The 15,304-nt window shown below is 51.3% G+C and carries 12 protein-coding genes; all 12 read right to left on the bottom strand.

Annotation, left to right across the window (positions count from 1 at the left end; genetic code table 11):
• Window positions 1–14 precede the first annotated feature (14 nt).
• Window positions 15–1,661: an FAD-dependent oxidoreductase gene (locus P8S54_RS03095; protein ID WP_281443183.1), complete on the bottom strand. Its 1,647-nt coding sequence runs from the start codon at window positions 1,659–1,661 to the stop codon at window positions 15–17.
• 122 nt (window positions 1,662–1,783) lie between these two features.
• Window positions 1,784–3,523 carry an ABC transporter substrate-binding protein gene (locus P8S54_RS03090; RefSeq protein ID WP_281443182.1) on the bottom strand — a complete coding sequence of 580 codons (1,740 nt, stop codon included), beginning with the start codon at window positions 3,521–3,523 and terminating at the stop codon, window positions 1,784–1,786.
• 79 nt (window positions 3,524–3,602) lie between these two features.
• Window positions 3,603–3,875 (bottom strand): DUF2160 domain-containing protein, encoded by a 273-nt coding sequence (locus P8S54_RS03085; RefSeq protein ID WP_281443181.1) that lies wholly within the window; start codon window positions 3,873–3,875, stop codon window positions 3,603–3,605.
• A 12-nt stretch (window positions 3,876–3,887) separates the two neighbouring features.
• Window positions 3,888–4,781, bottom strand: coding sequence for a carbohydrate ABC transporter permease (locus P8S54_RS03080; RefSeq protein WP_281443180.1), 894 nt, complete (start codon window positions 4,779–4,781; stop codon window positions 3,888–3,890).
• A gap of 1 nt (window position 4,782) precedes the next feature.
• A complete protein-coding gene (locus P8S54_RS03075) occupies window positions 4,783–5,670 on the bottom strand; it encodes a sugar ABC transporter permease (protein WP_281443179.1) in 888 nt (295 codons plus the stop codon).
• The gene (locus P8S54_RS03070) at window positions 5,663–6,763 is read right to left on the bottom strand and encodes an ABC transporter ATP-binding protein (protein ID WP_281443178.1); all 1,101 of its coding nucleotides are present in this window, start codon (window positions 6,761–6,763) and stop codon (window positions 5,663–5,665) included. The genes P8S54_RS03075 and P8S54_RS03070 overlap by 8 nt, the downstream gene beginning before the upstream one ends.
• Window positions 6,756–7,853 carry an ABC transporter ATP-binding protein gene (locus tag P8S54_RS03065; RefSeq protein WP_281443177.1) on the bottom strand — a complete coding sequence of 366 codons (1,098 nt, stop codon included), beginning with the start codon at window positions 7,851–7,853 and terminating at the stop codon, window positions 6,756–6,758. Before P8S54_RS03065 ends, P8S54_RS03070 begins: the two co-directional genes overlap by 8 nt.
• A 357-nt stretch (window positions 7,854–8,210) precedes the next feature.
• Window positions 8,211–9,317: an ATP-grasp domain-containing protein gene (locus tag P8S54_RS03060; RefSeq protein WP_281443176.1), complete on the bottom strand. Its 1,107-nt coding sequence runs from the start codon at window positions 9,315–9,317 to the stop codon at window positions 8,211–8,213.
• Window positions 9,318–9,401: 84 nt separating this feature from the next.
• Window positions 9,402–10,685 carry an alanine racemase gene (locus P8S54_RS03055; RefSeq protein WP_281443175.1) on the bottom strand — a complete coding sequence of 428 codons (1,284 nt, stop codon included), beginning with the start codon at window positions 10,683–10,685 and terminating at the stop codon, window positions 9,402–9,404.
• A 5-nt stretch (window positions 10,686–10,690) separates the two neighbouring features.
• Window positions 10,691–11,479, bottom strand: coding sequence for a phytanoyl-CoA dioxygenase family protein (locus tag P8S54_RS03050; protein WP_281443174.1), 789 nt, complete (start codon window positions 11,477–11,479; stop codon window positions 10,691–10,693).
• 3 nt (window positions 11,480–11,482) lie between these two features.
• Window positions 11,483–11,959 carry a GNAT family N-acetyltransferase gene (locus P8S54_RS03045; RefSeq protein WP_281443173.1) on the bottom strand — a complete coding sequence of 159 codons (477 nt, stop codon included), beginning with the start codon at window positions 11,957–11,959 and terminating at the stop codon, window positions 11,483–11,485.
• A gap of 694 nt (window positions 11,960–12,653) precedes the next feature.
• Window positions 12,654–15,140, bottom strand: coding sequence for an acyl-CoA dehydrogenase (locus P8S54_RS03040; protein ID WP_281443172.1), 2,487 nt, complete (start codon window positions 15,138–15,140; stop codon window positions 12,654–12,656).
• Window positions 15,141–15,304 lie beyond the last annotated feature (164 nt).

Raw genomic sequence — 15,304 nt, 5'->3', positions numbered from 1 at the left:
ATAGTAACTCAAAATTAACGACTCTCAATTGCCGAGGTTGGCGGGCGAGCCGTATCGCTATGTTGTTCAAAATAGGTATTAAAGCGCTCCTCTGCCTCTTCACCAAACAGTACTTTGCAGGCCTCTTTCAGCCCCTTTGATTGGCGTAGCTGTTCGTGTTGAACGACCAATGACACTTTGGCTCTACGGCGTAAAAAATCTTCTAGCTGGGTAATCATTTCATGATCCCTAGCATGTGCTAATTCACAGCGGATGTACTCCGTGCCTTCGATGAGAATATCGGCTTCAGAGGGGTCTTGACGTATTTCCTCTAGCATTCCCATTGCCTTTTCAGCATAGCGCCGCCACAGGCGAGAGGAGAGTGGCTCAGAGGAGCTGGCAGCAGTCATCGCATCTAAGTTCATGCGTGCCGCTTGATCCATAAACTGCTGTTTGACGGGCGTGGGCGGCTCGCCATACCAATGAAACTTAGGAGCCGTTAGGTTAACACCTAAACGGGAGACTTCTTCTGATATTTCGTCTCCTACGTTCAAACAGTCGGTGAGCTTACCGCCAAAGATACTGATGTGGGCGCTTTCGGCATTGGTATCGATAACGTGCTTGCGGGAAAGCTGTAAAAAATCGCGATCGCTACCCTGGTCAGCTTTAATGGCTAGCGGACGCACCCCGCATCGGGTAGAAATAATATCGTCGGGTGTTAGGGGGGCTTTAAGGGTCAACCGCGTATTGATGTTTTCAAGTACGAAAGCAATGTCAGCCGCGGTAACATCGACCTCTGGGTGCTCCATGTGCGTATCGGTGGTGCCAATACAGGTGCGGTTACCCATGGGGATAACAAAAAATAGCCGACCATCATCAGCAAAAAATGCCAATACGCGTTTGATGCGGGTTAATTGCGGAACAATTAAGTGAATACCCTTTGAATACATGTGCTGGTGGGTGGTTTTTTGACCGGTCAGCGCATTGTGCTGATCCACCCAAGGCCCGGCAGCGTTAATAAGCACTTTGGAGCGAATGGTAAATGTGCTTCCATCCATCACGTTGCGCGCCTTGGTAAGCCACTGCTCGCCTTCGCGTTCGGCGCCAAGTGACTCTACATAATTAGCGGCTACGGCACCGTAGTTAAGAGCATGGCGTACAAAGTTAAAAACAAAGCGGGCATCGTTGTCGTGTAGGTAAGCGTCTGAATACTCAAACCCTCCCACTGAACCCTCAACATTAATGATGGGTTCTTCCTGCTTTATTTTAGTCGGCGTTAGTAAACGCGGTAGTTTTGTAAACCCATTGCCCATTAGCCAGTAGAGCCAAGTTCCCGCCCACAAGTAGCGTGGCGAGTGACGAAAACCTTTCGCAATCGTGGTAAGAAAACGTATTTCTTGTACCGTCGATGGGTAGCTTTTAATCAGATGGTTTCTGCTCTTACATAGCTTGCGTACCAGTGCAAAGTCTTTGCTTTCCATATATTTAATCCCCCCCCACACTAAGTTGGAGGAGTGCATGCTGGTACTGCCTGCAAAATCGCCTCGATCAATAAGGGCAACTTTAGCGCCTTTGCCAGCCAGGGCAGCAGCAGTGGCGGCACCATTGATGCCGCCGCCGATAATTAGCGCGTCAAATTCTTCAGTGTGCAATTTCTCGATATTGCGGTTACGCAGTTTCATAGCGGTTCCAGTTAACAAAGAAAAAGCCCTGTGTTTACGATCTCAATAGGTGCAGAGGCACAATGCCTGTTTGCCGCTGATGAAACGTTGGAAGAGGCGGGCCTTAGCCCGCCTGGCGAAGGTTAGCGTGTACCTGCGGCCATCCATGCTTCCATCATTTCATCGTATGGAATGGTGGTTCCTTGCGGCATTTCATCATCGAGCTTGGGTTTCGGCGCGCCTTCCTGGTCAAGCCAGTATTGTGGGTCGCGCTCTTCGTTCAGCACTGGCGCGTAGCTGTCGAAGACGTTGGCGCGGGCGAGGCGGTTCATGGTGTTATCCATGTCGGCTGCCAATTTATCCAGGCCTTCTTGTGGGCTAACTTCACCGCTCATAACAGGCGCTAGATTTTGCCACCAAAGCGGCGCCATTCTTGGGTAGTCGGGAACGTTAGTGCCCGTTGGCGTCCAGTTAGACTCGTTAGGACTGCGGTAAAACTCTACTAAGCCACCTAGTTTGGGCGCCATCTCGCTCATTTGATCTGAGAAAATATCGGACTCACGAATTGGCGTAAGACCTGCCATTAATTTCTCCAGAGATGTGGTTTTTGCGACAGTGAACTGGGCGAATAGCCATGCTGCTGTGCGACGGTCTTCTGGCGTTGAGTCAAAGAACGTCCAAGACCCTACATCTTGGTAACCCACTTTCATGCCTTCTTCCCAGTAGGGCCCGGTGGGTGAAGGGGCCATGCGCCATAGTGGGTTGCCTTCATCATCGGTTACCGCGACGGATGGGTCGGTCATGTCTGCGGTAAATGCGGTGTACCAAAAGATTTGCTGCGCAATGTGGCCCTGTGCAGGTACGGGACCCGCTTCACCAAAGGTCATTCCCTGCGCCTCTTCAGGCGCATAATCACGTAGCCAATCGACGGCCTTTTGCATGGCGAAGACCGATGCAGGTGCGTTAGTGCCACCGCCACGGCTAACGCTCGCACCGACGGGTTGGCTCTCTTCGTTAACGCGAATACCCCAATCATCTACGGGGTTGCCAAAGGGCACGCCGGGACTCCCCATACCTGCCATAGAAAGCCACGAATCATGGAATCGCCAGCCCAGCGAGGGGTCGCGGCGGCCGTAGTCCATGTGCCCATAAACTCGGGTTCCATCAATCTCGCCTACATGCACGGTAAAGAACTCGGCGATATCTTCATACGCGGTCCAGTTTGTTGGGACGCCTAAGTCGTAGCCGTAGATGTCATGAAACTGCTCCTGCAAGTCTTCGCGCTGAAACCAGTCATGGCGGAACCAGTACAAGTTAGCGAACTGCTGAGCGGGTAGTTGATAAACATTGCCGTCTGGTCCTGTGGTGTATTGCAGGCCGATGAAATCGTCTAAATCTAATGTGGGCAGTGTAAGGTCGGCCCACTCGTTATCCATTGCCTCAGTGAGGTTAATCGTCGTGCCGTAGCGAATATGAGTGCCGATAGCGTCAGAGTCATTAATGTAGCCATCGTAGATACTGTTGCCCGACTGCATTTGGTTTTGCATGGTATCGACCAAGTCGCCTTCGCCGATGATGTTATGGGTGATATTGATGCCCGTAAGCTCTCTAAAGGCAGGCGCTAGCACCTCACTTTCGTAAACGTGGGTGGTTAGCCCTTCAGCCACGGTTTGGATATCCATACCGCGAAAGGGCTCGGCGGCTTGAGCAAACCAGAGAAGCTCTTCAATTTGCTCCTCACGGCTAAGCGTGGAGTTTTGGAAGTGCTCATCGACTAGGCGCTCGGCAATTGCCCGTGCATCGTGGTCGTCGGCTAGTAGTGTCCCCGATGCGAGCATGAAGCTAGCAGCGAGGGTGGTGAGTTTGAAGGGTATGTTACGCATGGTGACCTCGTTTTGTTGTGTTCTTCCCTGGTGTTGTGACCATCCCTGATACCGCCATAACGCTGGGTGTCGTTGTGTGCTAACCCCAGCGCATGAGCACCAACAGCCATACCGCTGAGAGTGCTAGTGCAATCCAGATAGAAAGCGCTGTAAAACCTACAACGCCTAAGTGAATAAAAGCGGCTGATAACAGGCCGATAAATAGCCTGTCACCCCGGGTAGTGCTAATAGGTAGAAAGCCCTTTCGCTCAATAGTGGGCGATAGAATTTCCCATAGCGTCATACCGGCCAGCATCGCTGCAATTGATGAAAAGAAAATAGCCGTTGGGGTTGTCCATACCATCCACGTCATAGCAGCGTCTCCTTAAGTGCGACCCAGGGCGAAGCCCTTAGCAATATGGTTACGAACGAAATAGACCACCAAAATACCGGGCACAATGGTGAGCACCCCGGCGGCTGCTAGCGTTCCCCAGTCGATGCCTGATGCGGTTGACGTGCGGGTCATGATCATGCCGATTGGCTGAGCGTTAGTGGCGGTCAAGGTTCTCGCCAGTAGGAGCTCTACCCAAGAAAACATGAACAAGAAAAACAGCGTGACGCCGATGCCTGAGCGAATCATGGGAATGAAAATTTTGATAAAAAAGTGCGGAAAACTGTAACCGTCTATGTAGGCGGTTTCGTCGATCTCTTTAGGGACGCTGCTCATAAAGCCTTCTAAGATCCAAATTGCTAGCGGGATGTTAAACAGGCAGTGGGCGAGGGCTACAGCAATATGGGTGTCAAACAAACCGACCGAATAATAAAGCTGAAAGTAGGGCAGCAAAAAAACCGCAGGCGGCGCCATCAGGTTGGTTAGCAGCCAGAAAAATAGGTGTTTGTCGCCGATAAAGCGGTAGCGGCTAAACGCATAAGCTGCTGGTAGCGCAACGCAAATAGTGATGAGCATGTTCAAGGAGACATACATCATCGAGTTGACGTAGCCCATGTACCAGCTGGGGTTATTGAAGATGCGCAGGTAGTTGTCAAAGGTTAGGTTTTGTGGCCACAGCGTCATTGAACCGAGAATTTCGCTGTTCGTCTGGAGCGACATGTTGATCAGCCAGTAAATTGGCAAAATCATTAGGAAAAGATATAGACCTAACAATAAGCGTGAACGCCATCTACTGCGCGAATTACGCCGACGGCGCTGTGCCGGGGTGGTTTGGCTATAAATAGTGTTGTATTTCTCACCTTGCTGGGTTTTTTCGAGATGGTACATATCATGCTCCCCCTTGCGGGTTCTTATCTTTTTGCATGTGCATGATGGTGGTGTAGAACACCCAGCTCACCAGCAAAATGACCAGGAAATAGATAATCGAGAATGCCGCAGAAGGGCCTAAGTCTTGTTGGCCGATGGCCATAGTGGCCAACGATTGGCTTAAAAAGGTGGTGGAGCTGCCAGGGCCACCGCCGGTTAATACAAAGGGTTCAGCGTAAATCATGAACGAGTGCATGAAGCGTAAAAGCACCGCAATGACCAGAACGTTAGTAAGCTTTGGTAGCTGGATATAACGGAAGACTGCCCATTTTGAAGCACGGTCGATACGCGCGGCCTGGTAGTAAGCCTCTGGAATTGAACGTAGGCCGCTATAGCAGAGCATGGCCACCAGCGGTGTCCAGTGCCAAACATCCATCAAGATAATAGTGGCCCAGGCATCTCCGGCATTGCGGGTAATGTTGTAGTTAATGCCAAGCTCGCGCAGGCCCCAGCCCATCAGGCCAATATCGCCTCGAGTAAAAATCTGCCAAATGCTGCCAACTACGTTCCAGGGGATCAGCAGCGGTAGGGTAATTAAGATCAGCACCGCCGATGCTTGCCAGCCGCGCTTGGGCATAATAAGTGCAATACCAATACCTAACGGCACTTGAATGGCCAAGATTGTCAGTGAAAAAAGGAGTTGGCGAACGAAGGCCGCGCGAAGTGCGGCGTCGTTCAAGATGCTTTCAAACCACTCAGTGCCGGTAAAGAAGCGGGCATTGGGGCCTAACACGTCTTGTACTGAGTAATTAACAACGGTCATTAAAGGAATGATGGCGGAAAAGGCCACCAGGACTAGCATGGGAAGTACTAATAGCCAGGCACGGTTGTTTTGTACTTTGTTATTCATCTCCGAGCTCCACCAAATATTCGTCGATATAAAGGGCCATGTGCTGAAGGGAAAATTCGGCAAATGCGCTATCGCCTATAGGTGCATGCCCTTCGGGTAGACGTGCTTTGAATAACTGGCCAGCGAGAGTGAAGCTCAGTAGTGAGTAGGTACCCAGATCCTGTAATGCAACCACTTGGATAGGAAGAGCATTTGCCGACGGCGTGCTAGAGACGACAATAAATTCTGGGCGGATGCCTAGCTTGATATTGCTAGACGATGCAGCGGCTACACGCTGATTTATCGCACTTGTTACCAGCACCGGCTGATCACCAAACATGACGCTTCCTGCGTGGTGAGAAACCTCCATAAAATTCATGCCGGGGCTGCCAATGAAATAGCCCACAAAGGTATGAGCGGGCTTTTCAAATAGCTCACGGGGGGTGCCAAATTGAACAACTTGGCCGTCGTACATTACCGCTATTTTGTCAGCGAAGGTGGAAGCCTCAAGCTGGTCGTGGGTAACGTAGATCATCGTGATATTGAAGCGCTCATGGATCTCTTTTAATTTGCGGCGTAGTTTCCATTTAAGCTGCGGGTCTATAACGGTAAGCGGTTCGTCGAACAGTATTGCCGAGACATCGTCACGTACTAAGCCGCGTCCCATGGAGACTTTTTGCTTTTCGTCAGCAGTGAGGTTTTTGGCTTTGCGTTTCAGAAGGGGAGTCAGGTCTAAAATATCCGCGACTTCCCGTACTTTGGGATCTAAGCGATATTCGGGGATATTCATGTTGCGCAGCGGAAAGGCCAAGTTGTCGTACACCGTCATGGTGTCGTAGATGACGGGGAACTGAAACACCTGAGCGATATTGCGCTCTTCAGGGGGAAGTTCGTTAACCCGCTGTCCATCAAATAAGACGTCACCTTCCGAAGGCTCCAGTAGGCCCGAGATAATATTGAGCAGCGTTGACTTACCGCAGCCAGAGGGGCCAAGCAGGGCATAAGCGCCGCCCTGGTGCCAAACGTGATCCAGTTGGCGGATCGCATACTCATCACTAGCTGTAGGCGTTTTACTGTAACTGTGGGCAAGTCCCCTGAGCGTAATTTCAGCCATTTAAGTTGCCCCCTTGGCCAGCGGGCACATACACAGTGCTGCCCTGTTTATCGAAAGCGTAAAGCTGATGGCTAGGGAAATAGATCTTTATAGGGTCGTTGACGTGAAATTCGTGAATACCTGCTAAGTGAAGCACTAGCGGAAACCTCTCATGGCTAACATGCAAAAAGGTTTCAGATCCGCTGATTTCAGCAACCTCAACCTTCACCGGTAGTTCTATATCGCTAGGTGAGGTGGGTGAAAGAGTGATGTGTGAAGCACGCACCCCAAAATCATAGGTGCCCTCAGCCAAGTTCAGTAAGCCGCTGTCGCAAGGGAAACTTAAAGACGGGTCGAAGGAGATAGCCGCATGGTTAAGCGTGCCAGGCACGATGTTGATAGGAGGCTCTGAGAACATTTCGGCGCTGTGACGGCTATTAGGTCTGCGATAAACCTGATCGGTTGGACCATACTGCAGGAGCTTGCCTTCATGCAGTACAGCGGTATTACCGCCCAGCGCCAGCGCTTCGTTAGGTTCTGTGGTGGCGTAAACCGCAATGCAATTGCGTGCTTTAAAGAGTTCACGCAGCTCATCACGAAGCTCTTCGCGAAGTTTATAGTCAAGGTTGACGAGCGGTTCATCGAATAAAATAAGGTCAGCTTCTTTTACCAGTGCGCGTCCCATGGCTGTGCGTTGCTGTTGCCCGCCTGAGAGTTCCTGTGGGTAACGGTCGAGCAAATGCTCGATACGGAGCATTTCAGCAATTTCCCCCACTCGCTGCTCAATCTCCTTTTTGGATGTTTTGGCAAGTTTGAGAGGGGAGGCAATATTGTCGCGTACGGTCAGGCTGGGGTAGTTGATGAACTGCTGGTAAACCATAGAGACGTTGCGCTTTCGTACGGAAACGCCAGTAACGTCCTTGCCAGCCATGAAGATTTTTCCTTGGGAGGGCTGTTCCAAACCTGCCATTAGGCGCACTAGCGTGGTTTTGCCCGCCAGAGTTCGCCCGAGTAGCACGTTAAACGACCCCGGCTCTAACTCAAGTTCCATCCTGCTGATATGGGTAACCCCGCCAACGACGTGGTCAATATGCTGCAAATATAAGGACATGCCGATCTCGCTAGCGTCATTGTTATTGGAAAATGCTACTGAAAATCGCTATTGCAGATGAGAGTAATGGTGGCTGTACGCTGGAAACTGAAGCAATGATGATCAGTTTCCATACATTTGCTTTCAATAACGAAAGGCTAGTTGATCATTTTCGAACTTGCAACGCGTTTTTAAGCGTTTATATTCGTTTTTAAACGATAGGGTGTAAATGTTTCGATAAGATGACACTGAATAGGTCAAATGAGCTGAGGGAACGTGAAGCCTAGGGTAAAAAAGCCGGTTCCTAGTATGTGGTGGAGTCGGCTTTATGCTTACTGAGAGGTGGTGCAAGCTAGGCACCTTGGCGGGTAGAGTGCGTCAGCGCCAATAGAAGGCCATGGCCGCCAACGGGAACTGGCTGAGAAAGGTGTTACACGTTTCTACGTCGCTTGGTGTTTCCTCATCCACGGGGGCTGCCGAACGGTCAAGGCTTACAATGCGCTCGCATTTACTAGAGATAACATTGTGCCGGATAGCATTCCAGTGCATAGGCGGCGCTTTTCCATCCGCCCAGGCTAGGAGCGCTGATGGCACGTCTGCTCCTGCGGCAGCAGAAAAAGGATAGCCACCACCGAAACGTGGGTTGAGTTCGAGCAGGTAGGGTATCCCTGCGTCCACAAAAACGTCGCAGTCGAGGTTGCCGACATGCTTCAACGTTTCGCCCAGACGGCGTCCAAGGGCGATCAGTTCAGGATGATCCTCGGTTACTGCTTGATCCGTCTCGCCAGAGCGCATGCCTAGTTTGCGCTTGACGAACGTCGTCTGATAACGGCCCTGTAAGTCGTTGACCACATCAAGGCCATATTCCTGGCCGCTCAGGGCGCTTTGGATGAGCAAACCATCTTTTCTGTCGGCGTACTGTTGAAGTGAGTTGCGGGGCAGGTGACGCAGACCCCGCTGCCAAGCCCAGTTCAGCTCGTCTATGTCATAGACGCATTCGACCCCTAGCGAGGCCGACCCCCAGCGTGGCTTTACGAACAGTGGGAAGCACAGCTCACCTCGCTCAATCGCCTGGAAGGCGGTGTCAACATCTAGGTAACTGGTTGGGGTGGCAATGCCAAGTTCTTTGGCGAGTTCGGCAGTGGCCAGTTTATCGGCAGTCAGGGCGATAACCCCAGGCGAAGACACAACCACTTGAGTACCAATGCGCATAAAGCTATGTTTTGCTTCAGCCAGAATTGAAAGCTCATTGTCATTGAGAGCAATAAGCATCCCCACTTTCTGCTGTTCGCAGAGGGTGAGTAGCGTAGGGATATAGTCCGGTGACTCAACACGCGGCACAAGAAACGCAGCATCCGACTCCACCATGGCAGCAGCGTTCTCGTTGCTATCGGCTGCCAATATGCGGCCATTGCCAGACAACGCATCTCGGAAATAGTGAAGTAGGTAGTTACGACGACCAGCACAGGTGAACAGAATATTCATTGTTTCATTCCTTCGGCAGTAAACGTGTTGCAAGTGATGCGGCTTCGAGCTGGCTGATTCGTCCGTAGACTCAATTCGCTATTTTCATACATGGGTGGAGGGTTCAGCGGCGAGGGAATCTGCTGGGCAACTATTATCGACAGAGGGCGATTCAATGTGGCGTGAACAGTAGCTGGCAAGTACGCTGGCGCAGTCGTCAGCACGTTTGAGCATATATCCCTGGCAGTTGAGCACGGCTGGAGCGGGCGTAATAAAGGGCGGGGTGTAGTTGATTGAATAGGCACCGCGATTTTCGAACACGATGTAATCGCCTATATCCAAACGACCTGTAAAAGCCTCACAGATGACGTCGTGTTCCATGCAGGTATGACCAACAAGGCGGTAAGTGTGCGCTGGGCTGGCTTCTTGGGTATTCGCCGTTACCGCATACAGCATCGGTTGGCTGTTTGAGTGGGTCGGGTTAGTGCTGTTTATGCTGGTATCAATTAATGCTTGATAGATGCCGTTCCGTTCTCTTATTTCTATCACCTCGGCCACGAGACAATGTGTGTCGGCTACCATGGAAATACCGGGTTCGACAATGAGTTGCATGGTGGCGCATGGGGCATAGCGCTTGAAAGCTGAGCCGATGGCATCGGCATACTCATCAATGCTCGGTACCTCAAATGGAAACTGCGATTTCAATTGTGCTGGCATAGCGCCCAGTAGGCCACCGCCGACGTTCAGTGTTTCGATGGTATATCGAGGTGCTAACTGTAAGGCCAGTTCACTAAGTAAGCGAAGGCGCTCCGTATGCGCCGTTACCCCGCGCGCCCGATCACTGACATGGCAGTGTAATCCTGCCACCTCTAGGTTTGGGATGCGTTTCAACTTGTTCAGAGCAGCTTCAAGTTCCCCCGAGTCGACCTGAAAGCCAAAACGGCTAGTAGGGAGCGAAGCAAAGTTGACTCTGAGACCAATCACTATTTCATTAAATTCACCGGCCAGCTGTTCTAATAACGCAATTTCGCTAAAGGAGTCGATATTGACCGCTGAACCACCTCGCAAAGCCATGCGCAGGTCGTCTTCACGTTTAATAGGGCCGTTGAATATCAGTTGGGCTGTGGGCAAATGGCGGCGGGCTACGTCGAACTCAAAACGCGATACCACCTCTGCCATACCGCCCAGTTCATCGAGAAGCTCGCAGATACGCGGCATATAATTGGCCTTGAGCGCGTAGGCCACTTGGGTATTGGCATGATGCTGCCTAAGCTGCTCACGAAGGCGTGAGTAGTTCTCGACGAAGCGGCTCTCGTCAAATAAATAAAAGCTTCCCCTCGCTTGGTGAGAGAGTTTATGTAGCGCCCTATGATCGAGGGTCATGCGCATGGTGGCTACCCCTGGTTGGCGTTATACAGCCGTTGTTCCGTTGGTCTGTACCATTCATCAAGACTGACGGGCACCCGGGCGTTATAACCGAGCACTTGTCGCGTTAAGGGCGACAGTGTTTTGCCGTATTCGTCACCTAGCATGCGAGCGTAGTCCATATGCGGTTTGACCCATGCTCGGCTGTAACCCACCGTCAAGGCGACACGCGCTTTGTCTCCGGAAATTAACGCACCTTGATGCCAAAGCAGCGAATTGAAGAGCAGAACCGAGCCGGCAGGCGCCACAATTCTTTCGTGGTGCTTTTCGAACTCTTTTTCGTCGGGTGGCTGATCACTTGTATGAGAACCCGAAAGTACTAGGGTGCCATTATCTTTTGTAAAATCGTCACACATCACCAGCATGTTGAGCTTGAGCGGATAGCCCGGAATGAAGGTTCTCACGTCTCGGTGGAGCTTGTGCACGTAGGTCGTCATCTCCGGAAAACCCCCTATCGGCGTCAATGAGTGGCAGATATAGGGCTGTTCACCGAAGTAGTGTGAGATATAAGGATGAAACAGATGCATGTCGATGTAATGGTCAATACTGTCATTCGCTCCCAGGCAGTGGTGGGCGGTGCCATCACCTCGGGTATTAACACCGTTCTTAATCTGCATGCTTTGGCAGATATCTATCCACTTCAGGCAGTCACTGCGTAACTCGTTTACAAAGTGTTCGTCGAGTGCCGAAGGGAAGACAACCCAGCCCTTGGTCTCCATGATTTGGCCGAACTCGTCAACGCTGATCCTTTCTTGCATGGCTTATGACTCCATTAATCTAGAAAGTGGTAATGCCGGGTCTTGTTCAAAGCGAATCGGCAGTTCCATTAACAACATAGGTTCTTTGCTCTCGCAGGGGCGGAAGCCTTGGCGTTGGTAAAAACGAAGGGCACCTGCGTTTTCTTTGTGTACCCATAGCTTTAAGCGCGAACAGTTATGCTGGCGTGACTGCACGGTGACACCATTAAGTAGAGAAGCAGCCAAGCCGCTGCCACGAATTTCAGGCGCTATGACAAATAAGGTAATAAAGGCATCTGGGATTGAAGCGTCTTTACAGTAATAAGCCACGAACCCAAGACATTTACCTGGGGTGTGAAGGCATAAAAAATCGGCATGTAGCAAAATTTTGTCGATATACTCCTCGACACTAACAACGGACAGCAGCCTGCCAGCCTGGCGGTGTTGTTCCTCCCAAATAAGTGAACGAACGCCATCTTGCCAACTGGGTAGGTTGCACATCCTGTATCCCCTTAATTTTTAACGGAGCTCATATAAAAGGTGTCAAGATAATTATTGAGCATCACGTAGTTTTTCATTTTGTATCTTTTGGTTACATCTTGTTGTGCATGTTCATAGATGTAGAATATTTTTACCACCTGTATTTATTGATCTTAGTAAAGTGAGAAGCTTCATACTTTAAATATTAATTATTATTAGTTTTTGTTGGCTCTGATGCCCTTTAGTATTTCTAATCAATTGAAATTAAAAGGGTAATAAAAATGAAATGCCGTTCACCTAAACGCACGCAGACTAGTGTCACATTCTGTTTCAATGTCAACGCTTGTACTTATTAGATTAGGTAGGGCGTTCGGCGATTAACCCGTTTTTCGAGACCACTATCCTCATCAGAAGCCGGTTATGTCTCGAAAGCGCATTGGAAGTGCTCTTATGATAAGAAGCGTTTAGAGGGAGTAAGCGCGAGCTTAGAGTGCGCAGGCGTGGGCACTTGCGACGTATGGCTGAACAGCCAGTGTCGGGATTTTAGGAATAGATGGATGGCGTTCTCGGCCGTGCTGGGGAGTGATATAACTAGCCTAGGCGCAAGGAGTGAGTCGCGGTCAGATGCTTCAAGGTGTCCTCTTATGGATCCGAGGACACCTATCTGACCGACGACATACAGCTCAAACAGTGAGGTTGTAACGCGTGCTAGCGATTACTTAATGCTAGCTTCTTCGCTTGTCGCCTTGGCTACCGGCGTTGCGTTGTGGTCAATCAGGGTTGATTTATCCGTAGCAAACGCATCGTAGGCGAAGTCGTCTACCGTTAACATTTCAAGTACTTCTGCTTCAAAGGTGCGCATAAACTGGGCATCTTCTTCGCTAATAAGCCCTTTCTCTAGGCCAGCTTCCACTCGCGCTTCTGGGTGAAGTGCCGTCTGCGGCAGCTCGCCTTTGGCGTATGCCTTGTTAACAGTGCGGTAGATTTTCTCTGCGCGGTCGTACTCAGCCAGTAGGGCATTGTAACGGGCAAGCGGATTACGCTCTATACCGTCATCCTGATCCCATGTATTGGCAAGTAGCTTGGTGCGCAGGGCGCTATGGCTTGAGACGCGCTGGGCTATGTCCCGTGCAAGGTCGTCACTAGGTTTATCCCAACGACGGCCAGTGGGCATTGTGACAGCGTTAAGCACTTTACCTAGCGCTCGATTTGGCAAGTTGTCAAAAATTTCAACAAAGGCCTGCTCGGCGCGGTGTAGCAAGAAGCGGCAGCTGTAATGCAGAAGGGCTTCTTCGCCTTCTACTTTATCGCCTGCTTGCCACTGCTTAAGCACCATGGATGCCAGGTAAAGGTTAGAGAGCACGTCACCTAGGCGAGCAGAGAGCATTTCGCGCTTTTTAAGCTCAGAGCCGAGGCTGGCCATGGCCGCGTCGGCACATAGGCCAAAACCAGCAGATAGGCGTGCAATATCCTGGGCATAAATAGCCGCAGGGCCATCAAAAGGCACACTGGCTTTGCCTAGGCCAAGCCCTAAGGTAAAGGCGCGCGCCGCATTACCAAAGATTAGACCCGCATGGCCAAAGAAGGCTTTATCAAACGCCTTGATATCGTTGGCATCTTTCGCCGCTAGCTCGTCAAGGACGTAAGGGTGGCAGCGAATGGCGCCCTGACCAAAGATCATCAGGTTGCGGGTCATAATGTTGGCGCCTTCAACGGTAATCGCTACCGGGTTAGCGCTGTAGCCAATGCCCAGGTAGTTGCGCGGGCCAAGGGTTACCGCTTTGCCACCATGGACATCCATCGCATCGCTTAGCAGCACGCGTTGGAATTCAGTCAGCTGGCTTTTTAAAATTGCTGACGGCACGGCAGGCTTCTCGCCATGGTCAATCAGGTTAGCGGTTTGGTAAACCGTCGCCGCAGAGATATAAGCCAAGGATGCCATACGTGCTAATGGCTCCTGAACGCCTTCCATCTCTGCCACCGGCACGTTGAACTGACGGCGAACGCGGGTGAAACCACCGCTCCAGCCAAGTGCATAGCGGGCAGTACCGGTAGCGCCGGAGGGCAGGGTAATGCAGCGGCCAATGGAGAGGCACTCAACCAGCATCCGCCAGCCTTGGCCAATCATGTCTGGGCCGCCGATAATGGTGTCCAGCGGTACAAAGACGTCGTTACCTTTGATCGGGCCGTTCATAAACGGACTGCCGATAGGATGGTGACGACGGCCAATGTCCATGCCGTCGGTATCACGAGGAATCAGCGCTAGGGTAATGCCACGGTCTTCTTCGTCGCCTAGCAGCTTTTCCGGGTCGAAAAGGCGGAAAGCAAGTCCAACGACAGTGGCGATAGGCGCCAGGGTAATCCAGCGTTTTTCAAAGTTAAGGCGCAAGCCTAGTACTTCTTCGCCGTTAACCATCTGTTTGCAGACCACACCGGTATCCGGTAGCGAGGTAGCATCAGAACCAGCACGCGGGCCTGTTAAACCAAAGCAAGGGATTTCGCGGCCATCGGCCAGGCGAGGCAGGTAGTGATCTTTCTGTTCTTGAGTGCCGTACTTCAGCAGCAATTCACCTGGGCCGAGCGAGTTGGGCACGCCTACGGTGACCATTAGGGTCTCGTTGGCGGAAAGCTTCTGTAGCACCGTGGACTGCGCTTTAGCAGAAAAGCCTAAGCCGCCGTACTCTTTCGGAATAATCATTCCGAAGAAGCCCTCTTTCTTCAGGAAATCCCAAAGTTCTTGGGGCAGGTCGGCGCGCTCTTTCGCGATATCCCAGGCATTACACATGCCAGCGGCTTTTGCACACTGATTGTCGATAAACGCTTGCTCGTCTTCACGCAGGCCCTCATCTTTAAAGTCGAGCAGCTTGTTCCACTGTGGCTTACCCGAGAAGAGTTCGCCGTCCCAGGAGACACTGCCTGCTTCAAGCGCGGTGCGCTCGGTAGCGGACACTTTGGGCGCTACCTTTTTAAAGACGGCAAAAAGACGTGGCGTTAGCCATTTGCTGCGTAGAGCAGGTAGGCCTGCAGCCGCCACTAAGGCTGCACCGATCAGCAATAACACACCGATAACGGGGGCGCCGAATAACACCCCGACAAGACCGAGAACACCGAGGACGGCAAGCGCAGGGGTAGCGCCCGCCTCCCGACGCATCACAATGAGCAAGCCAACAATGGCCAGCACAATAAGCAGTAGGGTTAGCATATAACCTCTCCGTGGGTTGTTAATTCGTGTTTTGTTAGCGGGTAGTGCATTTAAACGAATGTTTGAATTTTGGCAGACTCTCGCTATTCAGTGCAAGCCTTTCGCTTGCCATAGGCTGTCTTTAGCTAGTTGATTGAACTATTCCTGTGACGGTTTTTGACGCC

It is taken from the genome of Halomonas sp. M1, from assembly GCF_029581375.1.
Taxonomy (GTDB): Bacteria; Pseudomonadota; Gammaproteobacteria; order Pseudomonadales; family Halomonadaceae; genus Vreelandella.
The sequence above is the reverse complement of the archived record's forward strand: the minus strand, read 5'-3'. Positions and strand labels throughout refer to the sequence as shown.